This is a genomic window from Mycobacterium sp. NGS33 (assembly GCF_059812885.1).
Window position 1 is genome coordinate 277,627 of sequence record NZ_JCALDN010000004.1, and the last position, 22,660, is coordinate 300,286.

Consider the following 22,660-nt stretch of genomic DNA (forward strand, 5'->3'; position numbering starts at 1 on the left):
GTTTACACAATCTGGACTGTAAAAACTCCGGGCTCTCGGCCAGGGGGATCGGAGAAGGAGGATCTTCATGCGGCCGGTAGTGAATCTTGATCGGTGCGAAGGCAATGCCTACTGCGTGAACATCGCGCCAGATGTCTTCCGGCTCGACGATGACGACTACGCGGTGGTCATCGCCGATCCGGTGCCCGTCGAGCAGGAGGCGCTGGTCGAGCGAGCGATCGCCGAGTGCCCGCGCGCCGCCCTATCCCGCGAGGACTAGCGCACCGCGGAGCGCGTCTACCCGTGCTCCTCCTGGACGCCGAACGTGTTGACCGCCAAGGCCAGCAAGAGGTAGCCGCCGATGGTGAAGGTCAGGTCCATGCACTGCTGGTGGGTGAACAACTCGCCCAGCAGGTCCCAGCTTGCTTGGCTGATCGTGCTGTCGGAGGTGAGATCGTCGACGGCCCGGATCACGGCCTGATCGGTCTGATCGGCGCAGCGCCCGACCCGGATGTCGTCGATCTCGGATTCGGTCAGGCCGGCGCGCAGGGCGATCGGGATGTGGTGTGACCACAGGTAGCCGCAATTGCTGCGGTGCACCACGCGCAGCAGCGCGACTTCTCGCACCCGGGGTGACAGGGTCGACCGGGTCAGCAGGTAGGCGTTGAACGGCAGGTAGGCCGCGGTCAGCTCGGGATGGCGGACCATGGTCGACAAAACATTGCCCGCGCCAACGGGATTCGCCCGCCCGGCCGGAATCAGGGACGCCAGCGCCGCACGCGCGCCCTCGTCCCACTCGTCGGCGGGCAACGGTGACAGGCGAAGCGGATGTCCGTCGGACGCGGTCATGCTATTGGATCGGTTCGTCGCCGAGCACGGTGGTGCGCAGCATCTCGCGCTGTGAGTCCGGATCGTACGGGGCCGCGCGGTGCAGCACCCCGCGGTTGTCCCAGATGACGGTGTCGCCGACCGACCAGCTGTGGCTGTAGACCTTGTCGGGCACCGTGGCGCGCTCGAGCAGCCCGTCCAGCAGGGCGCGTCCCTCATCGAGCTCCATGCCGACGACGTAATCCGCGGAGGCGCCCAGCACCAGCGACTTGCGGCCGCTGCGGTGGGTCCACACCAGCGGGTGTTCGTGCGTGCGCCGGGATCGCCAGCGCTGCACCTGTTCCGGGGAGGGGTCGGGGTAGACGCGGCGCTGGGACGCCTCCAGCGAGTGCACCACGCGCAGCGTGGCGAACCGCTCCTTCTCGTCGTCGGTCAGGGCGTCGTAGGCGGCGTAAGAGTTGGCGAATTCGGTTTCGCCGCCCCATTCGGCGACCTGTACCGCCGACAACACGGTGGCCTTCTGCGGGCATTCGTCGCCCAGCGGCGTGCAGCCGTCGATGTGCCAGTCGAAGGTGGCCTTCAAAAAGGCGGCCGAGGCGTTCTTGGACTTGTCCAGGGTGATCGGATAGATGCCGGGCACCGGGTGGTGACCGTCGGAGGAGTGGTCGATCTCGCCGAGGCGCCGGCAGAAGTCGACCTGCGCCGCCGGGTCGAGCTGCAGACCGCGGAAGACCAGGACGCCGTTGTCCTCCAACGCATCCAGGACGGCTTCACCTACCGAGTCGTCGCCCGCGAGGGCGGCCGGGTCCAGTCCGGCGACTTCGGCGCCGACGGATTCGGTGAGCTTGGTGATGGTGAGCAGACTCATCGTGCTCCTTTCGAAAAAGCGATGTCTGGTAGCGGAAAGGTCAGGGCACCGGGCCGCCGGTGCGGATCATCACCGCGTCGGCGGCGTCGACCGGGGCGGGTTGATGCATGATCTCCACCGCCATCGCGACCATGATCAGCGAATAGATCATGTGCAACAGGTTCAGCGCATCGTCGGGCACGTTATCGAGGGGAAACTTGTCGCAGTAGTCGATCGCCTCTTCGAGCCGGGGGAAGAACGCGTCGTAAAAGTCGCGCAGTTCGGGCATCGACGAGTTGACCCGGGCGTTCCAGCGTTCCGTTTCGGTTGCCAGGCACCAGGTTTCGGCATAGTCCTCCAGCTCGGCGAACGCGCTGGGCAGCATCGGGTTCATGGTCACACTCCCACCGAATCCCGTTCGCGGCGATAGGCGTCCACCCAATCGACGGCGACCTTGTGCAGGTGGCGCACCAGGATCTCTTGGTCGTTGAGGGGAAAGTCATCGACGATGCCGTATTCCAGCGCCGCCTGCGTCCCGCCGAGCATTCCGGCGTCTTGCAGCGCGAACTCTTTGAGCACCACCGAGGCGACCTCGTGCTCGATGCGCTCCCGCACCGTGCGCGCCGGATGGAAGTAGGTGTACGCCTCGAATCGGTGCGTGTTGTGCGAGGTGGGCCAGTACCGGTACAGCAGATACCACCCGCCATAGATCAGGATCTCGATGTTGGGGAAGATCTGGAAATTGCTGATGCCCCAGGGCTCGATCCCCCCGGGGTTGAGTCCGGCCGGCAGTTCGCCGATGTCGGGGGTTCGCCACGGTCCCACCAGTCCGCTGCGGGTGGCCCGCTCGATCGGATACATGTATTCCGGTGGCAGCAGCCACCGGCGCCGCCCGGCCGTAGAGACCAGCCGGTGCGGGCCGTCGAGCTGGAAATGCCCGCACGTGAATCCGGCGTTGGGGTCGCGCACCTCGGAGGGCACTTGCTGTGAATGCAGCGAGGGCACGTGGTAGTACTCCTGGAAGGCGTCGGCGAAGATCTTCCAGTTGCTGTTGTTGTGGGCCACCCAGTCGTAGCGTTCGGTCAGCTTCTCGAACGGATAACCGTCGAGGCCGGTGATCATCGGACCGAGGAACTCCCGCAGGGTTTGGCGCGGTTCGGGGTCGAAGTTGACGAACACAAACCCGTTCCATACGTCGCAGTGCACCGGACGCAATCCGTACTGCGCGAGGTCGAGATCGAAGAACTCCGATTCCTGCTGGACGAACTTCAGCGCGCCCTGCAGGTCATAGCGCCAGCCGTGATACTTGCAGGTGAACTGCCGACACGTCCCGCGGGTCTCCTCGCCGGGAAAATCGTTCCACACCAGCTTGTTTCCGCGGTGACGGCACACGTTGTAGAACGCCCGGATGCGCTCATCCTTGCCCTTGACCAGGATCACCGAAACGCCGACGACTTCGATCTCCTTGGTCAGGTAGCTGCCGACCCGCGGCAACTCCTCCACCCGCGCGAGGTTGAGCCACGCCCGTTTGAAGATCGCCTCGCGCTCGAGTTCGTAGAACTCCCGCGACGTCGAGTCCTTGAAAGACACGGGCCCCGTGCCCAATTCGGGATAGTGCTCGGTCCAGGAGCCCTCCGGGGGCCTGCCTTGTCTCGTCATCGGATCCTCACCTTCACATCACCGCCCCGCCGTTGACGCCCAAGACCTGGCCGGTGATATACCTTGCCTCTTCCGAACACAGAAATCCCACGGCCGCGGCGATATCGGCCCCGGTACCGAGGTAGCCCAAGGGGATGTTGCTGGCCATCTGCTCGTTGGACGGCAGATACCCGGCGGCCTGCCCCTGGTGTTGCATCGGGGTCTCGATGCCCGAGGGCGGAATGTTGTTCACCGTGATCCCGTGCGGCGCGTATTCGCGGGCCAGCGACTTGGTCAAAGTGATCACCGCCCCCTTGGATGCCGCATAGTGGGCGGCGAACGGCGAGCCGCGCTGGGCGCTCGACGACGAGATCATCACGATCCGTCCCCAGTGCGCCTCCACCATGTCCGGCAGTGCGACCTGGCAACAGTGAAAGGTGCCGGTGAGATTGACATCGATGACCCGCGACCAGGTTTCGGCGGTGATGTCCAGGAACGGCGAGAAGTCGAACATGCCTGCGCTGGTCACCAGGACCGTCACCGGGCCCAGCTCGCTGCGGATCTTCGCGAAGGCCTGCTCCACGGCGGACCGATCGGTCACGTCGGCGCCCACCCCGAGCGCGGTGACTCCGTCGGTGCGCAGGTCGTCGGTGACACGTTGCGCCGCACCCTCATTGACATCCAGGACCGCGACCTTGAGTCCGCGCCGGCCCAATTCATGGCACGTCGCCTCGCCCATGCCCGAGGCGCCGCCGGTCACCACCGCAACCCTGTTCATCGGCTCCGCTCCACGTTCGACCGCCTTCTCTGGCTCACTCGTAGACCACCCGCACGGTGGGACTGGTGGGCAGGGCCTGACACGTCAACACCCAGCCCTCGTCGACCTCATCCGGGTCGAGCGCGTCGTTGTTGATCATTCGGGCGCTACCCTGCGTCAGGCGGGCCATACACGTTCCGCACGAACCGATCTCACAGGAGGACGGCGCCCGCAGGCCGGCCATCCGCGCCGTCTGCAGGAGCGTGTTGCCCGAGTCATACCGCGCGGTGGTCGTGGCCCCGTCCAGCACGATGGTGACCTCGTCGGTGACCACCTCAGCGCCGGCTGGCGCCGCCGCGGTGACGTCGTTGACGTCGAAGTGCTCGACGTGCAGCCGATCGTCCGGAATGCCCGCCGCGCACAGCGCATTTCGCACGGTCTCCATGAACTCGTTGGGCCCGCACAGGTAAACGTCGGCGTCCCCGACGTCCCGGACGAACGCCTCCACGTCCGCCGAGGTGATGTAGCCGCTGGTGTCGTCGAGATGATGGTGCAGGACGAAGCGGTCCGGGTGCCTCGCGTTCAGCGACGCCAAGGCCTGGTCGAAGATCACCGCGTCGCGGCTGCGGTTGGCGTAGAACAGCCGCGTCGCGCGAGTGCCGGACTGCAACGCCGTGCGCAGCAGCGAAAACACCGGCGTGATACCGCTTCCGCCGGCGAAGGCGACCAGCGCGCGATCGCTGTCGCGCAACACGAAGCGGCCCTGCGGCGGCAAGGCGGGCAGCTCGTCCCCCGGCGCCGCTTTGTCGTTGAGCCAGTTCGACACGACGCCGTCGCGGTCGCGCTTGACGGTGATCTGCAGGTCTTCCCCGGGGGTGGAAGACATCGAATAACACCGCCGATGCTCGCGTCCGTCGACGCTGACCAGCAAGGTCAGGAACTGTCCGGCGTGATAGCCGAACTGTGCGGCGCTGCCGGGCGGGACATCGAGAACGATCGACACGGCGTCACGGGTCTCTCGGATCACACGCTTGATCCGCAGTGGCACAAAGCCATCCGGCAACGCGGCGATGTCGACAACGCCGGCCCCGGCGTCGGTCGCCGTCGCCGAACCGACACCCGTTGCCGCGCCATCGTCAGTCATCTCCGCCAGAGTATCAACTACTTGCGATTAGTCTCAAGTACTAGATATAGGTGCCGCGCGCCGACGCCCGCGGCCACGCCGCGCTGGGCGGTCAGCCCTCGACATGGTCGTTGAACAGCTCGTGGCCGGTGCCCTTTTCGACCACCCGGCCCAGCAGTTCACGCAGGGTCCGTTGCTCCTGCTCGGTCAGCACGCCGAAGACCTCCTGGTGGGCGGCGATCGCGTCGTTGACCACCGTTTCGGCGACCTTGCGGCCTTCCGCGGTCAGGTAGGCCCGCAGGATGCGGGCGTGCTGGGCATCCTGTTTTCGTTCCACCAGGCCGCGGCGCTGCAGGGCGGTGAGCGCGAGCTGGACGCCCTGCGGACTGATCAGCAGGCGCCGCGCGAGTTCGGCGCCGGACAAGCCGGGTTCGTTGGCCAGTTGGCGGAGCACGCCGATCTGGGCGGTGCTCACGCCGTGTTCGCGCATCGCCTCGTTGATGGTGGTCAGCGAGTAGTAGAAGGCCTGCTTGAGCAGCCACAGGATGTTGTCGGTGAGTTCCATGCCCGCCTCCGTTACGCCGCGGGCGCTTTGTAGATCTGCCCGTTTTTCATGACAAAGCGAACGTCGAGGGTGGTGGCGATGTCGGCGAACGGGTCGCCGGGAACGGCGATGATGTCGGCCAGATAGCCGGGCGCCAGCCTGCCCAATTCGTCGTCCGCCTCGATCAGCTCGGCGGCCACCACGGTGGCCGCGCGGATCGCTTGCGCAGGGGTCATGCCCCGTTCGACCAACGCGCCCAGTTCCTTGGCGTTTTGGCCATGCGGTATGGCCGGCGCATCGGTGCCGCACGCGATTCGCACACCCGCGTCGATGGCCTTGGGCAGCATCGACTTTGCCCGCGGGAACACCTCGAGTGCCTTCTTGCGTAGTTCCGGCGCGATGCGATCGATGGCCATGGCGTCGGTCAGATACGTGGTCGAGACCAGGAACGTGCCGTGATCAACCATCATCTGGATGGTCTCGTCACTGGCCAGGAAGCCGTGCTCGATGCAGTCGATGCCGGCGCGAATGCACGCTTGAATTGCGCTGTCCCCCACGGCGTGTGCGGCCACCCGGACTCCGGCGCGGTGGGCCTCGTCGGCGATCGCGGCGAACTCGGCATCGGAGTACTGCTGGGCGCCCGGCGCCGTGCTGTGCGACATCACCCCGCCCGAAGCGGACACCTTGATCAGCTTGGCGCCGTGCCGGATTTGGTAACGCACACACGCGATCACGTCGGGCACCCCATTGGCGATACCTTCGGCGACCGAGAGCGGCATGACCCCGGGGGCCAACCGCTGGAAGACCGTCGGGTCCAGATGCCCGCCGTACGGGGTGACAGCATGCCCGGCGGGATAGACGCGCGGTCCGACGTGCCAGCCCTGGTCGATGGCGCGCTGCAGCGCCACGTCGAGCAGGTACCCCCCGGTCTTGACCATCAGCCCGAGATTGCGCACCGTGGTGAACCCGGCCTCCAGGGTGGTGCGCGCGTTGACCGCGCCGCGCAGCGTGCGGTAGGCGGGGTCGTCCTGGACGCCGTGCATCGGCGAGGGCAGCCCTTCCGGTCCCCCGGGCCCGCCGATGAGCAGGTTGAGCTCCATGTCCATCAGCCCCGGCAGCAACGTCACGTCGCCGAGATCGATGACGGTGGCCGAATCCGGAAGCGGCTCTTCGGGATTGATCGCGGTGATGCGTTCGCCGTCGATCACCACCTCCGCCGGCGTGTGGATCTGACCGGTCACGACGTCAGCCCACCGCGCCGCCCGCAGCACGAAGGTCATGGAACGGGCTCGGACACGCAGTCCAGGGTCGAGGCCCCCGAATCGGGGACGCGCGGCTGTTTCCAGCACTCCACCGGGAACGACACCATGATCATCGAGTACAGCAGGTGCATCAGGTTCGCGACGTCGTCGGGCAGGTCGTCGAGAGAGAACTTGTCGCAGAACGCCAGCGCCTCTTCGGCACGCGGGGTGATCGCGTCGTAAAACGCCTTCATTTCCGTCATGGAGCTGGCCAGCCTCTTGGCGTAGCGTTCCGGTTCGCTGGGCAGGCACCACTCGGCGAACCGTTCGAGGTCGGCGAACTCGGCGGGCAGCATCGACATCGTGTTCACACTCCTGCCGTGGAGGTCCGGCGATAGTCATCGATCCAGGCGGCCGTCTCCTTGTGGAGGTGACGGATCAGGACCTCCTGGTCGCAGAGCAGGAACTCGTCGATCACCTGGGATTCGAGCATCGTCTGCGTCGCCTCCAGGGTGTTGGCGTCCTGCAGCCCGTATTCCTTGAACGACACCGCCGCCAATTCCTGAGCCACCCGCTCGCGCGGGGTACGCGGCGCCGGGAAGTACAGCGTTCCTTCGAAGAGGTGGCTGTTATATGAGGTCGGCCAGTAGTGATAGGTCAAGTACCAGCCCTGCCCCCAGAACAGGATCACGAAGTTGGGGAACAGCTGGAACGAGTCCAGGCCCCACGGGTCGCATTTGGCGGGATTGAGCCCGGCGGGCATCGGCCCGAGATCGGGCTTGTCCCAAGGCCCGAACAGTCCGCTCTGGCAGATGTCCTCCATCGGCTTGCGCATCTCGTCGGCCATTTCCCAGGCCCGCACCCCCGACGTGCTGACCAGCCGGTGTGGTCCGTCCAGCCGGTAGTGCGGGGCTTCAAAGCCCGCCTCGGCGGCCGCCTTTGAGTACGCGGTCGGTGACTGGTTCGCGTGCAGGACCGGCGCGTGATAGAACTCCTGGAACGCGTCCATGTAGAGCTTCCAGTTCGCTTTGACCTCCGAGCGGTAGTACCAGCGGGAGGTCATCTTGTCGAAGGGGTAGCCCTGAAGCCCGGTGACCATGGGCCCCAGGAACTCTCGCAGCGACTGCTCGGGTTTCTTGGCGAAGTTGACGAAGATGAAACCTTCCCAGACCTCGCAGTGGACCGGCACCAGGCCGTAGCGACTCTTGTCGAGGTTGAAGAACTCCTCCTCCTGCTGCACGAAGGTGAGGTTGCCGTCCAGGTCGTAGCGCCAGGCGTGGTATTTGCAGGTGAACTGCCGGCACACGCCGCTCGTTTCTTCCTGCGGCATGTCGTTCCACACCAACTTGTTGCCGCGGTGCCGGCACACGTTGTGGTAGGCCTTGATGTCACCAGATGCCGTGCGAACCAAGATGATTGAGGTGTTGACGACCTTCAGCTCCCTGGTGAGGTAACTGCCCTTACGCGGAAGCTGTTCAACGCGACCGACATTGAGCCAGGCGCGTTTGAAGATCGCCTCGCGTTCCAGCTCGTAGATCTCCGGGCTGATGGAGTCCTCGTACGACACCGGGTCGGTGCCCAATTCCGGATAGTGCTCGGTCCAGCTGCCCTCCGGCGGTTTGGGGAATCGAGCCATGATCGCTCCTTATGCAGTCCAATGTCGGAGAACGCTCGGCGCCCAGCCGCGTACCGCAGTACTGTCTGCGCGAAACAACCAGCTGCGCACCGGTTTCACCGATCCCTGAGAGCTCCGTCACGGCCGACGGTATATCCTCGACCCCATCAATAGCAAGTAGTTGATATTGGCCTCGGGAGGCACGGATGGACCGCAACGTCGTGCAAGTCATCTCACCACACACGGAAGAGCCCATCGCCGAGGTCGATGCGGCGGGATCCGAGGGCGTCGACGCCGCGGTGGCCGCCGCGCGTGCGGCCCTGACCTCGGCCTGGGGGCGCAGCGAACCGTCGGAACGGATCGCCGCGATCCGGCGCCTGGCCGATATCTATGACGGGCGTCGCGGCGAGATGGCCGACACCATCACCGCCGAGATCGGCGCGCCGATCAGCTTCGCCCAGCGCGCCCAGGTGGGCCTGCCCGCATTCATGATCCGCGCGTTCTGCGATCTGGCCGAGCGGCATCAGTGGCAGGAGACCAGGGCCGGCTTCTTCGGCAGCGACGTGCTGGTCCGCAAGGAGCCCGTCGGCGTCGTCGCCGCGATCGTGCCGTGGAACATGCCCCAATTCCTCATCGTCACCAAGCTGGTGCCCGCGCTGTTGGCCGGCTGCGCCGTCGTGCTCAAGCCGGCGCCCGAAAGCCCCTTGGATGCCCTGCTTTTAGCCGAGATGATCGACGAGGCCGGCCTGCCTCCCGGCGTGGTCAGCGTGCTGCCCGGCGATGCGACACTCGGCGCGTACCTGGTCGGCCACCGCGGAGTGGACAAGGTGTCCTTCACCGGCTCCACCGCGGCGGGTCGCGCCGTCGCCGCGGCCTGCGCCGCCAATCTGACCAAGGTCAGTCTCGAACTCGGCGGGAAGTCCGCGGCGCTGGTCCTCGACGACGCGGCGCCCGAGAAGGTCGCCGCCGGGGTGCGATCGGCGAGCCTGTCCAACAGCGGCCAGATCTGCAACGCGCTGACCCGCGTCCTGGTGCCCCAGGCGCGCCACGACGAATACGTCGACGCGCTCGCCGCCGAGATGGCCGGCCTGCGCGTCGGCGATCCCGGCGACCCGAAAACCCAGCTCGGTCCCCTGGTCTCCCGTCGCCAGCAGCAGCGCGTTCGCGACTACATTGACGTCGGGCAGCAGGAGGGGGCGCGACTGGTCGTCGGCGGCTCCGACATGCCCGACGGACTCGACCGCGGCTGGTACGTCCGACCCACCCTGTTCGCGGCGGCCGACAACGCCATGCGCATCGCGCGGGAGGAGATCTTCGGCCCCGTCATCACCGTCATCCCCTACCGGGACGAGGACGAGGCGGTGCAGATCGCGAACGATTCGGACTACGGCCTGGCCGGATCGGTGTGGGGCAACGACACCGAGCGGGCCCTCGGACTCGCCGCGCGGATCCATACCGGCACCGTCGGCATCAACCAGGGCTACACCATGGACCCGTTCGCGCCTTTCGGCGGCGTCAAGGGCAGCGGCTACGGCCGTGAACTCGGCCCCGAGGGGCTCGACGGCTACGTGGACACGAAATCGATCGCCATCGCGCCGGGGGGCTAGCTCGTCTCGCTGGTGACGTAAACGGCGACATAACCGATCGGGATGCCGGTCCAGGTCGCGATGCATTCCCGGGCGGCCAGCTCCACGGTGGCCCGGGTGCTGGCGCGGGTGGCCCTGCCGACCTCGGGAATGCGGATCATCCATCCGTCCGCGTCACGAGTGATCTCGATGTCGAAGCACTGGCCGACCATGGGGCACGTCACGCGGGGAGCGACCCGCGCTCGGCGGGCACTGCGCAATGTTTGACGGCGCAGCAGAGTGGGCTGAACAGACATGGCTGCTTTCCTGAGTCGCGAACGAACCGCGGGCAAGAGTAATCCAGCATCGAGGGGAAAACCTAATTGGCGATCTCGGCCGGATAACGACCAATTGGCGACGTCCAACGGGCCGCACCGACGGGTGGTGGCGCGCCCTGGAGTCGCTCGCGTCAATCGCCTCGGCCCGAAGCGATTTCGTCCATGGGACCTGACGGTGGAGAGCCTGACCGGCGAGCGATATCAGCGCGTCGATCGGGCCGCCCGCCGTGTTGATCGCGTGACCGTCGCCGCCAACCGGCGCCGCGCCTACAATGTGATGTAGGCCACACCTGGGCGTGGTATGTTGCGGGCGTCACATCGAAGGAGATTTCATGGTTGTCGTGGATCGTCCTCATAAGACCGTCGTCGCGCCTCGTACCGGCGCGGCGGTCAATTCACACCGTGTGCTCGTCGCCTTCCTGACCGTCACCGTCTTTATCTGCGCGATCGTGGGCGTCGTCGCGGCCGCGATGATGGGGCAAACCACCGCCGCGCTCCTGATCGCGCTGGTGGCCGGCGGATGGTTCTCGGCCGCCGCCTTCTGCTGACCACGGCGAAGGGCCCCGACTCGCTACGGTGAGTCCCGCTCGTCGCAGTGCACCAGCCCGCGCAGCAGGCCCGGATCGCTCTGCGCCCGCAGGCGGCGCCGTCCGTCCGCCCCGGTGTCGACCCCCACGGGTACCTCGCGGCCACCCGCACTGGCCGGATCGACGAAAAGCTCCAGCTCGTCGGCGTCGACGAACAACACGGCGTCATCGTGCGACAGCCGCCACGGGTGGCCATCGGCCGGCCACCGGCCACCGACGACGCGGACCCCGTCCACATCGCCCGCCTGATCGTCGTCCGCATCGGCCATGACGCAATCGATCCACAGCTTCGCCGGCACCGGACGGAAGTACACCGCGAGGCGTTGGCGGTTGAGGTCGACGGCGATCGGCATTCCGATCGGAGGAAGCGAGGTGCCCTCGGGTTGGTCGTTCAGCGATTTCTTGACCTGACGAGAACCGATGCCGGTGCCGAACCAGTCGATGGTCAGGACGGTGGTGATGTACTGCGCGATCGCGACGGTCAACAGACCGCCCGCGCCGGCGGCACCCACCCCCGCCGCCCCCGCTACCGCCGTCACCGGCAGCGCGAGCAGACCGACGACGGCCGCCGCGCCCGCGGCCGTGGCCACCTTGCCGGCCGCGGTCAGGCTGAATTCGGCGTTCACGTCGGGCTCGGAGTTCTGCGCCGGTCGCACCCCGACGGTTCGCGGTAGCCGATCGAATCGCTCGCTGACCCGCTTGACCTCCGCCTCGTAGTCTTCGGCGCTGAGGTGGCCGGCGCGCTTCTTTTGAGCGGCGAGGTTCAGCGTCTCTTCGAGAAGCTCGATGGTGTCCACGTCTTTGCGCAACAGTTCATTGTCCTTGGGGTCGCGGGGGATGTCGCCGAGGCCCATGTCGTAGGTCACCTTGAAGGTGGCGTTGAAGTCATAGAGCTTGGTTTCGGCGCTCACGGCGCCGTCGACGACCAACCGGCCGTCCCCGGTCCGCGGCACGATGTCGGCGTCGAGGGCGTCAAGGCTCCGGTCTTGCCCGCCGATGCTGATGGTCTTCGGCCCCGCCAGCGCGCACGGGGCATCGGGGTCGAAGTCGCTCGCGTCGAGATCGAAACTGTTCATCACGGTGTCACGGACCTGCCGCAGAATGCTCCACCCGGTGGCGGCCAAAGCCGCCCTCTCACGCGGGTTTTCGGCGAGAACAGACGGGGGCAGCTCCTCACCGGGCGGCAGTTCGCGCAGCGTCTGCAGCTGCACCACCATGGATTCTTCGGTGGTCTGCATGGCCGGTGTGCCGACGTCGAAGCGCTGCACGATGGCGTCGAGGTCCTTGACCGTGCTGTCGTCCTGCGCCTCGGGATCGACGTCCACGGGCGACGGCAGTAACGCCTGAATCCCGTTGTCTCCCATCGCCTCCAGTTGCGGGCGGACCGCGTCGGCGATTTGGGCCGCGAGCGAGTCGAGTACCCTGGTTCTGGCTTCATCGTCGGACAGGCCGGGGTGTTGCAGCTTCTCCAGGTTCACCATCAGCTCCCCGGCGATGCTGTGGATCCAGTACGCCTCGGCGTAGTCGAGTTCCCAGCTGATCCGCGGGTCCTGTCCGGCGAAGACCGTCACCCCGCCCTCACGCCGCTCGACGTGCGGACCGAACAGCCACCCGACGTGCCGGTCCGGCAGCGGCTGGGCCACCAGCGCGGGGGCGTCCTGGGCGGTGAAGTTCAGCGCGATCGTCTGCTTGCCCGGCTCTAACCGGTGCGGCTCGAGCTGATCGTGAATCGTCAACCGCCCGAACAACGGAATCTCGTTGTAGGCAATCTCGCGCGACTCTCCGGCGCGCGGACCATCCGGGATGGTGATCGTCGCGGGGGGCAGCGAGACCAGCGGGATGCAGGTGACCGAATCGATCACGATCTTCGATTCGAAAATCACCAGGTCTATCGCGAAATGCCGCAGCGGGTCGCGGACTTCCCCGTCGGCCTCCTCCTGCCACAGCCGCGCACGGGCGTCGAGGACGAACCAGACGCGGTCCAGGGTGAGGTCGAGGGTGGCCGTCGCCGAGTAGCCGGTGCCGTCCACCGATTGCGTGTACTTGTCGCCGCTGAACATCTCGGCCGTCTGATCCTGCACGCGTTCGCGATGGATTTCGATGATCGTGTCGGGGCGATGCATGTCATGACTCCGTCCCTCGGCGGCACGCATGATGCCGTCGTTGTATACGCGGTTGTGTCGGCCCGCTCAAATGGGTGGTGGATGCCGCGCCAGAAAAAGCGGCCGCCAAAGCTGTTGCGCTCGACCACAACTCGTTCGCAACCTATCGGGCGTGCCTACGGACGTTCTTCAATCACGCACTGAACGATGCCGTTGGCAAAGCTCGGGTCGAATCCCATCTGCGCCACTCTGTGGGCCTCTGCGGCCGGGGTCACCCCGGAATCGAGATCCTGCTCGATAACGCCGACGAGTTGGAGGTTTTGCGGGTCGTGCCCCGCGATCGGCTCGGTCATCTTTCCCACGCAGCGGCGATAACCGCTGTAATCGGCGTGCGCAGACGCCATGAGCACCGCCGGCCCGACAATCAAGACCGCAATGGCTACGCCAACCGCGGCGAGGACGTAGATGACACGCACGGCTTGCTGCATACCCAGCTCTAACGCTCGATAATCAGCAAACGCTCGGTGGAGCTAAGGGGACTCGAACCCCTGACCCCCACACTGCCAGTGTGGTGCGCTACCAGCTGCGCCATAGCCCCGAGAAGTCGTGCCCATCGAAGCTACACCACCGGTTACCGTCCTTCAAAGTTGCTGCTCAGACCGGCTCCACGTCCGCCTCGGACGCCAGGAGGTCCGCCTCGAGATCCGCCACCGTGCGGGTCTCCGGCGCCACCACCCAGCCGATGGCGGCGATCAGCAGCACGATCCCGCTGATGACGAAACCCCACATGTAGCTGAACTGCTCGGCGGCCCACCCGACCGCCATGGACCCGACGATGGCACCGAGGTCCGACATCATCTGCACCGTCGCCACGGGAAGGCCCGCGCGCGCCTCATTGCCCAGGATGTCGGCGACGGCGGCCTGCAACGGCGACATGTAGATGCCCGTCATCGCCCCGACCACGGCCGCCGCGACCATGAAGACCGACAACGACGACACAAAGCCCAGCCAGACGGTCGCCGCCCCGGACGTCACCAGGCCGACGATCAGCAGGGTGCGCCGGCCCATCCGGTCGGACAGGTAGCCGCTGGGTATGACGGCCAACGCGTTTCCACCCGCGAACGCCGCGAGCACCACGCCGATGATCCCGATGCCCCTGCCCATCACGTCGGAGATGAACAGTGGGACGAGCGCGACGCGAAGACCGAACGCGGACCAGCCGGTCGCGAAATTCGACAGCAGCGCCGAGCGGTATGCGCGCACCCGCAGCGCCTCGCGCAGCGTCACGGTGGATCGGGTCGGGGGCGGCGGCGCGGCCAGCGCCGAATTGCGCAGGCTGTAGAACAGCACCACCGCAACCGCCAGCATGGCGACGCCGTAGACGACGAACGGAGCGGTCAACCCCCACCCCGCCGCCAGGCCGCCGACCGCCGGGCCGCCGACCGCGCCCACCATGAACGAGGTGGTGAACAGCCCGGCGATCCGGCCGCGCGCATCGGGAGGACTGATGTGGATCATCAGTCCCAGCGCCGAGACATAAAACATCGTCGACCCGATGCCGCTGAAAACCCGGAAAAGCATTAACTGCCAGTAAGCCTGGGAGAAGGCGCACGCGGCGGTGGACACCGCCACGATCAGCAAACCGCCGATGTAGATGCGTCGCTCACCCAACCGTTCGGTGAGCAGCCCACTGATCGGTGCGAAACACAACCGGCTCAATGAAAAGACGGTGACCAAGAAAGTCACCGCCTTGATGCTGACCCCGAAGGTACGCGCAAAGGTCGGCAATGCCGGCGAGATCACGCCGTAGCCCAGGGCGATCATGATATTCGCCCAGCTCAGAATCCAGACTTCGCGCGGCAGCCGGCTGGAACGGGACGCACGCCCCCCGAGCGGGCAAGACGGAGGGAAAAGGTCACCCAATGACTTTATTAACCACCTCGCGCGCGGTTTCCTGCACCTCCGCCAAATGCTCAGGCCCCTTGAAGGATTCCGCGTAAATCTTGTACACATCCTCGGTGCCCGACGGGCGCGCGGCAAACCACGCATTGGCCGTTGTCACCTTCAATCCACCCAGCGGTGCGCCATTGCCGGGCGCCGCGGTCAGCTTCGCGGTGATCGGCTCCCCCGCCAATTCCGTCGCGGTCACCTGGTCGGCGGAGAGCTTCGACAGGCGCGCCTTCTGGTCGCGATCGGCGGGTGCGTCGACGCGCGCATAGAACGGCGCGCCGTACTCGTCGGCCAGCTGCTGATAGCGCTGGGACGGACTCAGCCCGGTGACCGCGAGAATCTCGGACGCCAGCAGGGCCAGGATGATGCCGTCCTTGTCGGTGGTCCACACCGAACCGTCCCGCCGCAGGAACGACGCCCCGGCCGACTCCTCGCCGCCGAAGCCGATGGTGCCGTCGATCAGGCCGGCGACGAACCACTTGAATCCGACCGGCACCTCGATCAGCTTGCGGCCGATGCCGGCGACCACCCGGTCGATCATGGACGAACTGACCGCGGTCTTGCCGACGGCGATGCCGCCCGGCCACGACGGCCGCCGGGTGTAGAGGTATTCGATGGCCACCGCGAGGTAGTGGTTCGGGTTGAGCAGGCCCCCGTCGGGCGTGACGATGCCATGGCGGTCGGAGTCCGCGTCGTTGCCGGTCGCGATCTGGTAGCGGTCGCTGTTGGCGATGATCGAGATGAGCCCGGCCATCGCGTCCGGCGAGCTGCAGTCCATCCGGATCTTGCCGTCATGGTCGAGGGTCATGAACCGCCAGGTCGCGTCGACCAGCGGGTTGACCACGGTCAAATCCAGGCGGTGCCGCTGGGCGATCTCGCCCCAATAGTCCACGCTGGCCCCACCCAGCGGGTCGGCGCCGATGCGCACCCCGGCCTCGCGGATGGCATCGAGGTCGACCACGGTGGGCAGGTCGTCGACGTAGTTGCCGAGGTAGTCGTGGCGCTGCACGGTCTGCAGCGCGCGGGCCAGCGGAATGCGCTTGATCCCCGACCCCTCGCGCAGGATCTCGTTGGCGCGCTTGGCGATCGCGTTGGTCGCGTCGGTCTCGGCCGGGCCGCCGTTGGGCGGGTTGTATTTGAAGCCACCGTCGGCGGGCGGGTTGTGCGACGGGGTCACGACGATTCCGTCGGCCAGCGCGTCAGTGCGGCCCCGGTTGTAGGTGAGGATCGCGTGGCTGACCGCCGGGGTGGGCGTGTACCGGTCGCGGGAATCGATCATGGCGACGACGTCGTTGGCGGCCAGCACCTCCAGCGCCGACACCCAGGCCGGCTCGGAAAGCCCATGCGTGTCCCGGCCGATGAACAACGGGCCCGTCACACCATGTGCGGCGCGGTACTCGACGATGGCCTGCGTGATCGCCAAGATGTGCGCCTCGTTGAACGCGCCGTTGAGCGCCGACCCGCGATGGCCCGACGTGCCGAACGCCACCTGCTGGGCGACGTCACCGGGATCGGGCGCGATCGAGTAATACGCCGTCACCAGGTGGGGCAGATCGACGAGGTCTTCGGGCTGGGCCGGCTGACCGGCGCGAGGGTGGGCCACCATGGTTATCAATTCTGCCCGTGTCCCTGTCCCCCCGGGCTGCGCCGGTCTGGACGTCGGCCATACGCTGCGTAGCGCACCGGCAAACGAAGGGAACCGACGCCTTGGCTCAACGGGACTATCGCGAATTGGCCGCGGTGTTTGCCGGCGGTGCGCTGGGCTCCCTGGCCCGCGCCGCGCTGAGCACACTGGCGCCCGGCGATCCGGCGAACTGGCCATGGCCCACGTTCGCGGTCAACATCGTCGGCGCCTTCCTGGTGGGTTACTTCACCACGCGGCTGCTGGAGCGGTTGCCGACATCGAGCTACCGGCGGCCCCTGCTCGGCACCGGATTGTGCGGCGGTTTAACCACTTTCTCGACGATGCAGGTCGAGACGCTGAGGATGATCGAGCACGGCCACTGGGGCCTGGCCGTCGGATACACGGCCACCAGCATCGTGCTGGGATTGCTGGCGGTGCACCTTGCCACCAAATTGGTGCGGCGGGTCCGGGTGCGTCGATGACGGCCGCCACCGTGACGACGGCTCTGGTCTGGGTCGGCGTCGTGCTGATCGGCGGCATCGGGTCGGTACTGCGCTTCGTCATCGACCGCGCCGTGGCGCGCCGGGCTACTCGGCCGTTTCCGTTCGGCACGCTGACCGTGAACATCAGCGGCGCAGCGCTTTTGGGCTTCCTCGGCGGGCTGGCGTTGAACAAGGAGGTGGCCCTGCTGGCGGGCACCGCCTTCGTCGGCGCCTACACCACGTTTTCAACCTGGATGCTGGAAACGCAGCGGCTCGGTGAGGAACGTCGGTTGCGCGCCGCGCTGGCCAACATCGTCGTCAGCGTGATACTGGGCGAAGCGGCGGCATTGATCGGACAGCAGATCGCACAACAGCTTTGAGCGCGCGGCCTGGCCTCAGGCGTCACGGCGCCGAGGGATGTCCTGCGGGGTGCGGGGTAACACGTAGAGGGCCATCCGCCGATTCGACATGTCATGCTCACCGAGAAATGTGCAACCGCTGCGCTCACAGAACTTGCGCGCCAACACGTTACGGTGGTCGGGATCGAACATGATGCGGCGACATTGCGGATCGAGGGTCAGGATGCTGACCACGAGATAGGGCAGCAGGTAGCTGACGTGCCCGCGCTCGATGTGGTCCAAATCGGCGACCGCAACGTGCAATCCCAGGTCGTGGGGGTGGTGCTCATATCGTGCGGCAATGGAATCCTTTGCCGCCCTGTATAACTCGATATACGCGCGATCGACGCCGTCAAGGGTGGCGATGAAAGGGCGCGAAAACCCGCCTTCCAGTTGCGCCCGCAGGTAGCGATGCCACCGCCGCACCGGCCAGTTGGACTCCCAGGCCTGCACCAAGTGGGGCCGGCTCATCCACTCCGAGATCATCTCGGCGTCGGCGTCCGGGTCGACGACACGCAGTCCGTAGGGCTCGGGCAGGTCCGGGATGGGCGGCGCCGGGACGCTGCTGATCGCCTCGGGCAGATCGATCAGTTCCCGAGGCAGGATGGGCTGGGCGTCACTCATTTCTGCACGAGCCTACGACGTTGCTGGTGAAACGCGGTTCAGCGGGCTTTGAGGAGCTTCGCCAGGACGGCCGCCTGGCTGATGTCGACGTCGCGAGTCGCGGTGACCAGCGTGACCGACCCGCGCCTGGCGAGCTTGCGCAGCTCCTCCAGGGCGCCGCTGTCGCGCAGCTCGCTGGTGTAGCGTGTCGCGAATTCGTCGAACCGGTCCGCGTCGTGCTGATACCACTCGCGGAGGTCCTTCGACGGCGCCACGTCCTTGCACCAAATGCCCACTCGCGGATCGTCTTTGCGCACTCCTCGCGGCCAGACCCGATCGACCAGCACGCGCTGCCCCTCGTCGGGGCCCACCTCGTCGTACACCCGCGCCACCTGGATCCGGCCTTTCGCGCTCACCCCGTCCAGCGTAGCGAGCGCGTGTCGGAGGTACCGCTTATAGTCGAATGTATGTTCGAATCACTGGCCCATGTCGACCCGGCGGCCGACGAGTCGACGCTGATCGAGCGCATCGCCGAGTTGGAGTCGATCAAGTCCGCGGCCGCCGCGGGCCAGGCCCGCGCTGCGGCGGCCCTGGATGTGACGCGTCGGGCCGCCGAAGCGGCCGCCGGGGTGCCCGCGGGTCGGCGCGGACGCGGCGTCGCGAGCGAGGTCGCTCTGGCGCGCCGGGATGCGCCGGCTCGGGGCGGCAGGCATCTGGGCTTCGCCAAGGCCCTGGTCCACGAGATGCCGCACACGCTGGCGGCGCTGGAGTGCGGCGTCCTGTCGGAGTGGCGGGCCACGCTGATCGTGCGCGAAAGCGCATGCCTGGACGTCGAAGACCGCCGCGCCCTGGACTCGGAGATGTGCGCCGACACGACCGCCCTGACCGGCATGGGCGATGCGCGCGTCGCCGCGACCGCCAAGGCGATCGCCTACCGGCTCGATCCGCATGCCGTCGTCGAACGGGCGGCCAAGGCCGAGGACGACCGGACGGTCACCATCCGGCCAGCGCCGGACACGATGACCTATCTCACCGCGTTATTGCCCGTGGCTCAGGGGGTTTCGGTGTATGCCGCGCTGCGCCGCGAAGCAGACACCTGCGGCGACGGGCGGCCGCGCGGGCAAGTAATGGCGGACACGCTGGTGGAAAGGGTCACCGGGCGCTGCGCGACGGTCCCCACGCCGGTCGCGGTCAACCTGGTGCTGTCCGACGAAACGCTGCTCGGCGGCGACGGTGCGCCGGCCGACGTGTGCGGCTACGGTCCCATCCCCGCCGCGGTTGCGCGCAGCATGGTCGCGCGGGCCGCCACCGACGACCGTTCGCGAGCGACCCTGCGCAGGCTCTACACGCATCCTCCAGCCGGGGCGCTGGTGACCATGGAGTCGCGGGCACGACTGTTTCCGCGCGGCCTGGCCGCGTTCATCGGGCTGCGCGATCAACGCTGCCGCACTCCCTACTGCGACGCGCCGATCCGGCACCGCGACCACGCGCGACCGTGGGCAGACGGAGGCGCGACCACCGCGGACAACGGCCTGGGCCTGTGCGAGCGCTGCAACTACGTCAAGGAGAACGCGGGGTGGGCGGTAAGCACCGGCGTCGACGAAAACCACACGCACATAGCGCTTTTCACAACGCCAACCGGAAAAACCTACCGGTCCGCGGCCCCGCCGCGCGGCCCCACGATCACCGTGAGCAAGCTGGAAATCCGCGTGGGCGTCGCGCTCGCGCGACATGCCGCCTGACGCTCAATAGTGGTAGGTGTCCGACGGCGCCGGCGAATGATCCCGTTCTTCGTCGTCGAACTCCGACGGTTCGATGCCGTACGCCCGGGCAAGCTCGAGAATTTTGGTGGCGCGCGCGATGCGCGGCAGGTCCGAGCCGTTGCGGATCTCTCCCCCGTCGCGTTCGAACTCCGCGAAAAACTCTTTGGCCCAGGATATTTCGTCGTGCGAGGGTGACAGGCCCTCGTTCACCACGGCGCACTGGTCCGGGGTCAGGCAGATCTTGCCGGTCATCCCGAATTCCACGGAGACGGCCGTGGCCTCGATCAGCTTCAACGCGTTGGAGCCGATCGTGGGTCCGTCGATGGCGCTGGGCAGGCTGGCCGCCTTGGCCGCGATCGTGAATCGCGACCGGGCATACGCCAACGTGCCCGGGTCCTCCCCGAAGCCGGTGTCGCGGCGGAAATCGCCGATGCCGAAGGCGAGCCGGAAAGTGCCCTTGGCCGCGGCGATCTCGGTGATGCGCTCCAGGCCGCGGGCCGTTTCCACCAGGGCGACGATCGGCACGTTGGGCAGCCGTTGCGCGGTCTCAGTGACGTGGTCCACCGATTCGACCATCGCCAGCATCACCCCGCCGACCGGTGTACCGGCCAGGGCGGCGAGGTCGTCCGCCCACCACGGGGTGCCGAAGCCGTTGATGCGGACCCAGTCGGTGTTTCCGGCGTTCAGCCACCGCACCACGTTTTCCCGGGCGCCGTGCTTGTCCTTGGGCGCGACGGCGTCCTCGATGTCGAGCACGACGATGTCGGCGCGCGAGTGCGCCGCGGACTGGAACCGGTCGTCGTGCGCGCCGTTGACCAGCAGCCAACTTCGGGCCAGAACGGGGTCGATGCGGAAGCCGATGCCGTCGTCGGACTCCGGCGCGCTGCTGTTGACCTGCTCGTACATTCCCCAACCGTAGCGATATCGCCGACGGCTCGGCCGCCCGACCGAGTGAGAACTCGGGCCGGACGGCCGCGCCGTCTGATCGGATGTGCGAACTAGTTGATGCCGACGACCTCTTGCGCGATCGCGGCGACTCGCGTTTGGGCAGCTGAGACGACCCGCTGGCGATTCTTGTTCGCCTCCTCGTAGGCGATGATCGCCCGGACGTCGCTCGCGCTGGTGAGCTCCTTGACCGCGGCCGCGGCCTCGTTGACGTTGAGCTCGTCGTAGTCGGCGATGGGCAGCTCGTCGGCGTCGAGGACGCCCACGGCCGCGCGTGCCGAATGCAGCGCATCGGCGGTCTGCCGGGCCCCCTCGTTCCGGGTGACCCTTTCGGCCGCCTCGAGCGCGGCGTTGCGGGATGCGGCGAGGGCTTTCGTCGCCACGTCACCGGCGTGCGCGCCCCGGCCCACCAGGTCATTGAACGCCGGCCGCGCGGAACGCAGCGCGTCCGCGGCGCGGTCGAGCCCGCGGGTCGACCACTCGACAGGCAGGTTGAACAGTTTCACCGCGGTGCCGGTCGCGGCCTGCAAGGGTGTGCGTCGCAGCGCGGCCGGCCCGCCGAGGGCGTCCTCGGCAAGCACCGTCGTCAGCCAGGCGACGGTCGCCGAGTGGGCGGTGATCAGCCGCGTCGCCAAGCTTTCAATGTCGGGGAGTTCGGCGGCGACGGCCAGCGCCTTGAGGTAGCGGGAGCGGTCCAGCAGCTGGTTTTCCAGCGCCAGATCGCCCAACAGCGCCTCGTCGAACGGCTGAGCCTGCTCGGTCAAGGCCTTCACCGCCGCGGCGGCGCGGCCCAGGAACGGGCCCACCAGATCGGGGAAGCCGCCGAGTTCCCGGATCGCCTTTTCAATGGCCTCGGACCGCTCGCGCCCGTTCGAGGCGTTCTGCGTCAGCTCGCGCTGCACCGCTTCGGTGCGCGCCTGCGCAATGCGGGTTTCGGCGACCTGGATCTCGGTGTTCGTCAGCTGGTGCAGCGCGCGCAGCTGGGCCAGTACCGTGGTCTTGTCCGATGAAGTCATGAAGATTTTGCCTCCTGCGTTGATTGCTGGGTCGGCACGGGAGCGCCTTGTTTCTGCGGCTACCCACTCGCCGGGGGCGCTCAACATCGGCGGCGGACGTGTGACACATCTCGCTTTTTTCGCAGGATGCCAGGCGGGCCGCGGCTCGCCGAGGCGGTGGCCAGCAAACGAAAGAGGCTCTTCGCCGAGTTTGGGAACGGTGGGCCGGGGTAGACCCGCTCTTGCCACGTTGCGGCCATCGGCCATGCGTCGCTTCTCGCGGAGACTAGAGCACCCTGGTCCCAAAATGCGTGTCGATCAGCTCTTTCTGCTCGACCAGCAAACTCACTAGGAGTCAATATGCGTAAGACCATTGCAGTCGTTTCAGCCACCGGGGCGCTGTTGTTCGGTGGAGCAGGCGTCGCCAATGCCGCCGCACCCGGCGCTCCTGCGCCGTCGTCCACCACAACGACGTTGGCGGACAACAACAATGACCAGCAGCACAGCGACCACACCGGGCTGTGGGGCCTGGTTGGCCTCCTGGGCCTGGGCGGACTCGCCGGACTGATGCGTCGCAAGGACACTGCGGCCCGCCCCGGCGTCGGGCCGGCTACGACCACCCGCGACCGCGGCGTCTGACCCACCGCGCTCCCCCAGATCCCCGTCGGGCGCAGCCCGGCCGACGGGGATCTGGGCACCCGCACACTGGCGCCCAAACATCCTGTACCGCAAGGCA

At 67.1% G+C, this 22,660-nt stretch carries 26 protein-coding genes and 1 tRNA gene; 7 read left to right on the plus strand and 20 right to left on the minus strand.

All coding sequences use genetic code 11. The features are described 5' to 3' along the window. Nucleotides 1-67 precede the first annotated feature (67 nt). Nucleotides 68-259 carry a ferredoxin gene (locus tag AC5Y5B_RS11550; RefSeq protein WP_112633997.1) on the plus strand — a complete coding sequence of 64 codons (192 nt, stop codon included), beginning with the start codon at nucleotides 68-70 and terminating at the stop codon, nucleotides 257-259. A gap of 17 nt (nucleotides 260-276) precedes the next feature. Here AC5Y5B_RS11550 and AC5Y5B_RS11555 read toward each other — a convergent pair whose 3' ends face one another. The 10 genes from AC5Y5B_RS11555 to AC5Y5B_RS11600 form a co-directional block, all read right to left on the minus strand. After that, entirely contained in the window at nucleotides 277-828 is a 552-nt protein-coding gene (locus tag AC5Y5B_RS11555) for a carboxymuconolactone decarboxylase family protein (RefSeq protein WP_112633996.1), read from the minus strand. Between the two features lies 1 nt (nucleotide 829). Next, nucleotides 830-1,675: a TauD/TfdA dioxygenase family protein gene (locus tag AC5Y5B_RS11560; RefSeq protein ID WP_112633995.1), complete on the minus strand. Its 846-nt coding sequence runs from the start codon at nucleotides 1,673-1,675 to the stop codon at nucleotides 830-832. Between the two features lie 40 nt (nucleotides 1,676-1,715). Continuing rightward, nucleotides 1,716-2,054, minus strand: a complete 339-nt coding sequence (locus AC5Y5B_RS11565; protein WP_165821828.1) for a hypothetical protein — start codon at nucleotides 2,052-2,054, stop codon at nucleotides 1,716-1,718. After that, nucleotides 2,051-3,313, minus strand: coding sequence for an aromatic ring-hydroxylating oxygenase subunit alpha (locus tag AC5Y5B_RS11570; protein WP_112633994.1), 1,263 nt, complete (start codon nucleotides 3,311-3,313; stop codon nucleotides 2,051-2,053). Before AC5Y5B_RS11570 ends, AC5Y5B_RS11565 begins: the two co-directional genes overlap by 4 nt. 13 nt (nucleotides 3,314-3,326) lie before the next feature. Then, nucleotides 3,327-4,070 (minus strand): SDR family NAD(P)-dependent oxidoreductase, encoded by a 744-nt coding sequence (locus AC5Y5B_RS11575; protein WP_112633993.1) that lies wholly within the window; start codon nucleotides 4,068-4,070, stop codon nucleotides 3,327-3,329. Between the two features lie 34 nt (nucleotides 4,071-4,104). After that, entirely contained in the window at nucleotides 4,105-5,193 is a 1,089-nt protein-coding gene (locus AC5Y5B_RS11580) for a ferredoxin--NADP reductase (RefSeq protein WP_112633992.1), read from the minus strand. 91 nt (nucleotides 5,194-5,284) lie between these two features. Then, nucleotides 5,285-5,737 carry a MarR family winged helix-turn-helix transcriptional regulator gene (locus tag AC5Y5B_RS11585; protein ID WP_112633991.1) on the minus strand — a complete coding sequence of 151 codons (453 nt, stop codon included), beginning with the start codon at nucleotides 5,735-5,737 and terminating at the stop codon, nucleotides 5,285-5,287. An 11-nt stretch (nucleotides 5,738-5,748) separates the two neighbouring features. Beyond that, nucleotides 5,749-6,996 (minus strand): metal-dependent hydrolase family protein, encoded by a 1,248-nt coding sequence (locus AC5Y5B_RS11590; RefSeq protein ID WP_112633990.1) that lies wholly within the window; start codon nucleotides 6,994-6,996, stop codon nucleotides 5,749-5,751. Beyond that, complete coding sequence (locus AC5Y5B_RS11595; protein ID WP_205869149.1) at nucleotides 6,993-7,328, minus strand: hypothetical protein; 336 nt, start codon at nucleotides 7,326-7,328, stop codon at nucleotides 6,993-6,995. The genes AC5Y5B_RS11590 and AC5Y5B_RS11595 overlap by 4 nt, the downstream gene beginning before the upstream one ends. Next, the gene (locus tag AC5Y5B_RS11600; protein WP_112633989.1) at nucleotides 7,325-8,593 is read right to left on the minus strand and encodes an aromatic ring-hydroxylating oxygenase subunit alpha; all 1,269 of its coding nucleotides are present in this window, start codon (nucleotides 8,591-8,593) and stop codon (nucleotides 7,325-7,327) included. Before AC5Y5B_RS11600 ends, AC5Y5B_RS11595 begins: the two co-directional genes overlap by 4 nt. Nucleotides 8,594-8,778: 185 nt before the next feature. Here AC5Y5B_RS11600 and AC5Y5B_RS11605 point away from each other — a divergent pair, with 185 nt between their 5' ends. After that, nucleotides 8,779-10,179, plus strand: coding sequence for an aldehyde dehydrogenase (locus AC5Y5B_RS11605; protein WP_112633988.1), 1,401 nt, complete (start codon nucleotides 8,779-8,781; stop codon nucleotides 10,177-10,179). On the opposite strand, the gene AC5Y5B_RS11610 is transcribed toward AC5Y5B_RS11605, so the two are convergent. Beyond that, nucleotides 10,176-10,370: a long chain fatty acid-CoA synthetase Faa4p gene (locus tag AC5Y5B_RS11610; protein WP_112633987.1), complete on the minus strand. Its 195-nt coding sequence runs from the start codon at nucleotides 10,368-10,370 to the stop codon at nucleotides 10,176-10,178. The genes AC5Y5B_RS11605 and AC5Y5B_RS11610 overlap by 4 nt on opposite strands. Nucleotides 10,371-10,807: 437 nt before the next feature. Between AC5Y5B_RS11610 and AC5Y5B_RS11615 the strand changes: the two genes are divergently transcribed. Next, complete coding sequence (locus AC5Y5B_RS11615; RefSeq protein ID WP_112633986.1) at nucleotides 10,808-11,023, plus strand: hypothetical protein; 216 nt, start codon at nucleotides 10,808-10,810, stop codon at nucleotides 11,021-11,023. 23 nt (nucleotides 11,024-11,046) lie between these two features. Here AC5Y5B_RS11615 and AC5Y5B_RS11620 read toward each other — a convergent pair whose 3' ends face one another. From AC5Y5B_RS11620 to pgm, 5 genes are all read right to left on the minus strand, one after another. After that, entirely contained in the window at nucleotides 11,047-13,185 is a 2,139-nt protein-coding gene (locus AC5Y5B_RS11620; RefSeq protein ID WP_112633985.1) for a hypothetical protein, read from the minus strand. Nucleotides 13,186-13,340: 155 nt separating this feature from the next. Beyond that, nucleotides 13,341-13,640, minus strand: a complete 300-nt coding sequence (locus tag AC5Y5B_RS11625) for a hypothetical protein (RefSeq protein WP_500005374.1) — start codon at nucleotides 13,638-13,640, stop codon at nucleotides 13,341-13,343. Between the two features lie 49 nt (nucleotides 13,641-13,689). Continuing rightward, nucleotides 13,690-13,762: transfer RNA gene (locus AC5Y5B_RS11630), tRNA-Ala, on the minus strand. Nucleotides 13,763-13,818: 56 nt separating this feature from the next. After that, nucleotides 13,819-14,988 carry an MFS transporter gene (locus AC5Y5B_RS11635; protein WP_289176499.1) on the minus strand — a complete coding sequence of 390 codons (1,170 nt, stop codon included), beginning with the start codon at nucleotides 14,986-14,988 and terminating at the stop codon, nucleotides 13,819-13,821. A gap of 91 nt (nucleotides 14,989-15,079) precedes the next feature. After that, nucleotides 15,080-16,720 (minus strand): phosphoglucomutase (alpha-D-glucose-1,6-bisphosphate-dependent), encoded by a 1,641-nt coding sequence (gene pgm, locus AC5Y5B_RS11640; protein ID WP_112633982.1) that lies wholly within the window; start codon nucleotides 16,718-16,720, stop codon nucleotides 15,080-15,082. A 101-nt stretch (nucleotides 16,721-16,821) separates the two neighbouring features. Here pgm and crcB (AC5Y5B_RS11645) point away from each other — a divergent pair, with 101 nt between their 5' ends. Together crcB (AC5Y5B_RS11645) and crcB (AC5Y5B_RS11650) are read left to right on the plus strand one after the other, a co-directional pair. Next, on the plus strand, nucleotides 16,822-17,220 hold the full coding sequence (gene crcB / locus AC5Y5B_RS11645) for a fluoride efflux transporter CrcB (protein WP_112633981.1): 399 nt from the start codon (nucleotides 16,822-16,824) through the stop codon (nucleotides 17,218-17,220). Next, on the plus strand, nucleotides 17,217-17,600 hold the full coding sequence (gene crcB, locus AC5Y5B_RS11650) for a fluoride efflux transporter CrcB (RefSeq protein ID WP_112633980.1): 384 nt from the start codon (nucleotides 17,217-17,219) through the stop codon (nucleotides 17,598-17,600). Before crcB (AC5Y5B_RS11645) ends, crcB (AC5Y5B_RS11650) begins: the two co-directional genes overlap by 4 nt. Before the next feature lie 15 nt (nucleotides 17,601-17,615). On the opposite strand, the gene AC5Y5B_RS11655 is transcribed toward crcB (AC5Y5B_RS11650), so the two are convergent. Then, entirely contained in the window at nucleotides 17,616-18,242 is a 627-nt protein-coding gene (locus AC5Y5B_RS11655; protein WP_500005375.1) for a GNAT family N-acetyltransferase, read from the minus strand. A gap of 38 nt (nucleotides 18,243-18,280) precedes the next feature. Further along, nucleotides 18,281-18,637 carry a DUF488 domain-containing protein gene (locus AC5Y5B_RS11660; protein ID WP_112633978.1) on the minus strand — a complete coding sequence of 119 codons (357 nt, stop codon included), beginning with the start codon at nucleotides 18,635-18,637 and terminating at the stop codon, nucleotides 18,281-18,283. A 51-nt stretch (nucleotides 18,638-18,688) separates the two neighbouring features. On the opposite strand from AC5Y5B_RS11660, the gene AC5Y5B_RS11665 reads away from it, so the two are divergent. Then, nucleotides 18,689-19,963, plus strand: coding sequence for an HNH endonuclease (locus tag AC5Y5B_RS11665; protein WP_500005376.1), 1,275 nt, complete (start codon nucleotides 18,689-18,691; stop codon nucleotides 19,961-19,963). Between the two features lie 3 nt (nucleotides 19,964-19,966). Here AC5Y5B_RS11665 and AC5Y5B_RS11670 read toward each other — a convergent pair whose 3' ends face one another. Further along, nucleotides 19,967-20,890, minus strand: coding sequence for an HpcH/HpaI aldolase/citrate lyase family protein (locus AC5Y5B_RS11670; protein WP_500005377.1), 924 nt, complete (start codon nucleotides 20,888-20,890; stop codon nucleotides 19,967-19,969). A 92-nt stretch (nucleotides 20,891-20,982) separates the two neighbouring features. Further along, on the minus strand, nucleotides 20,983-21,945 hold the full coding sequence (locus AC5Y5B_RS11675; protein WP_500005378.1) for a ferritin-like domain-containing protein: 963 nt from the start codon (nucleotides 21,943-21,945) through the stop codon (nucleotides 20,983-20,985). 339 nt (nucleotides 21,946-22,284) lie between these two features. Between AC5Y5B_RS11675 and AC5Y5B_RS11680 the strand changes: the two genes are divergently transcribed. Beyond that, entirely contained in the window at nucleotides 22,285-22,563 is a 279-nt protein-coding gene (locus tag AC5Y5B_RS11680) for a WGxxGxxG family protein (RefSeq protein ID WP_112634809.1), read from the plus strand. Nucleotides 22,564-22,660: the final 97 nt, after the last annotated feature.

Bases quoted from the DNA above. Each gene is read 5' to 3' on its own strand.
- AC5Y5B_RS11670 (WP_500005377.1), bottom strand. From the start codon at position 20,890: ATGTACGAGCAGGTCAACAGCAGCGCGCCGGAGTCCGACGACGGCATC.
- AC5Y5B_RS11575 (WP_112633993.1), bottom strand. From the start codon at position 4,070: ATGAACAGGGTTGCGGTGGTGACCGGCGGCGCCTCGGGCATGGGCGAG.
- pgm (WP_112633982.1), bottom strand. From the start codon at position 16,720: ATGGTGGCCCACCCTCGCGCCGGTCAGCCGGCCCAGCCCGAAGACCTC.
- AC5Y5B_RS11585 (WP_112633991.1), bottom strand. From the start codon at position 5,737: ATGGAACTCACCGACAACATCCTGTGGCTGCTCAAGCAGGCCTTCTAC.
- AC5Y5B_RS11620 (WP_112633985.1), bottom strand. From the start codon at position 13,185: ATGCATCGCCCCGACACGATCATCGAAATCCATCGCGAACGCGTGCAG.
- AC5Y5B_RS11590 (WP_112633990.1), bottom strand. From the start codon at position 6,996: ATGACCTTCGTGCTGCGGGCGGCGCGGTGGGCTGACGTCGTGACCGGT.
- AC5Y5B_RS11675 (WP_500005378.1), bottom strand. From the start codon at position 21,945: ATGACTTCATCGGACAAGACCACGGTACTGGCCCAGCTGCGCGCGCTG.
- AC5Y5B_RS11665 (WP_500005376.1), top strand. From the start codon at position 18,689: ATGTTCGAATCACTGGCCCATGTCGACCCGGCGGCCGACGAGTCGACG.
- AC5Y5B_RS11600 (WP_112633989.1), bottom strand. From the start codon at position 8,593: ATGGCTCGATTCCCCAAACCGCCGGAGGGCAGCTGGACCGAGCACTAT.
- crcB (WP_112633980.1), top strand. From the start codon at position 17,217: ATGACGGCCGCCACCGTGACGACGGCTCTGGTCTGGGTCGGCGTCGTG.
- AC5Y5B_RS11550 (WP_112633997.1), top strand. From the start codon at position 68: ATGCGGCCGGTAGTGAATCTTGATCGGTGCGAAGGCAATGCCTACTGC.
- AC5Y5B_RS11580 (WP_112633992.1), bottom strand. From the start codon at position 5,193: ATGACTGACGATGGCGCGGCAACGGGTGTCGGTTCGGCGACGGCGACC.
- AC5Y5B_RS11570 (WP_112633994.1), bottom strand. From the start codon at position 3,313: ATGACGAGACAAGGCAGGCCCCCGGAGGGCTCCTGGACCGAGCACTAT.
- AC5Y5B_RS11605 (WP_112633988.1), top strand. From the start codon at position 8,779: ATGGACCGCAACGTCGTGCAAGTCATCTCACCACACACGGAAGAGCCC.
- AC5Y5B_RS11655 (WP_500005375.1), bottom strand. From the start codon at position 18,242: ATGAGTGACGCCCAGCCCATCCTGCCTCGGGAACTGATCGATCTGCCC.
- AC5Y5B_RS11615 (WP_112633986.1), top strand. From the start codon at position 10,808: ATGGTTGTCGTGGATCGTCCTCATAAGACCGTCGTCGCGCCTCGTACC.
- AC5Y5B_RS11560 (WP_112633995.1), bottom strand. From the start codon at position 1,675: ATGAGTCTGCTCACCATCACCAAGCTCACCGAATCCGTCGGCGCCGAA.
- AC5Y5B_RS11635 (WP_289176499.1), bottom strand. From the start codon at position 14,988: ATGATCGCCCTGGGCTACGGCGTGATCTCGCCGGCATTGCCGACCTTT.
- AC5Y5B_RS11555 (WP_112633996.1), bottom strand. From the start codon at position 828: ATGACCGCGTCCGACGGACATCCGCTTCGCCTGTCACCGTTGCCCGCC.
- AC5Y5B_RS11680 (WP_112634809.1), top strand. From the start codon at position 22,285: ATGCGTAAGACCATTGCAGTCGTTTCAGCCACCGGGGCGCTGTTGTTC.
- AC5Y5B_RS11610 (WP_112633987.1), bottom strand. From the start codon at position 10,370: ATGGTCGGCCAGTGCTTCGACATCGAGATCACTCGTGACGCGGACGGA.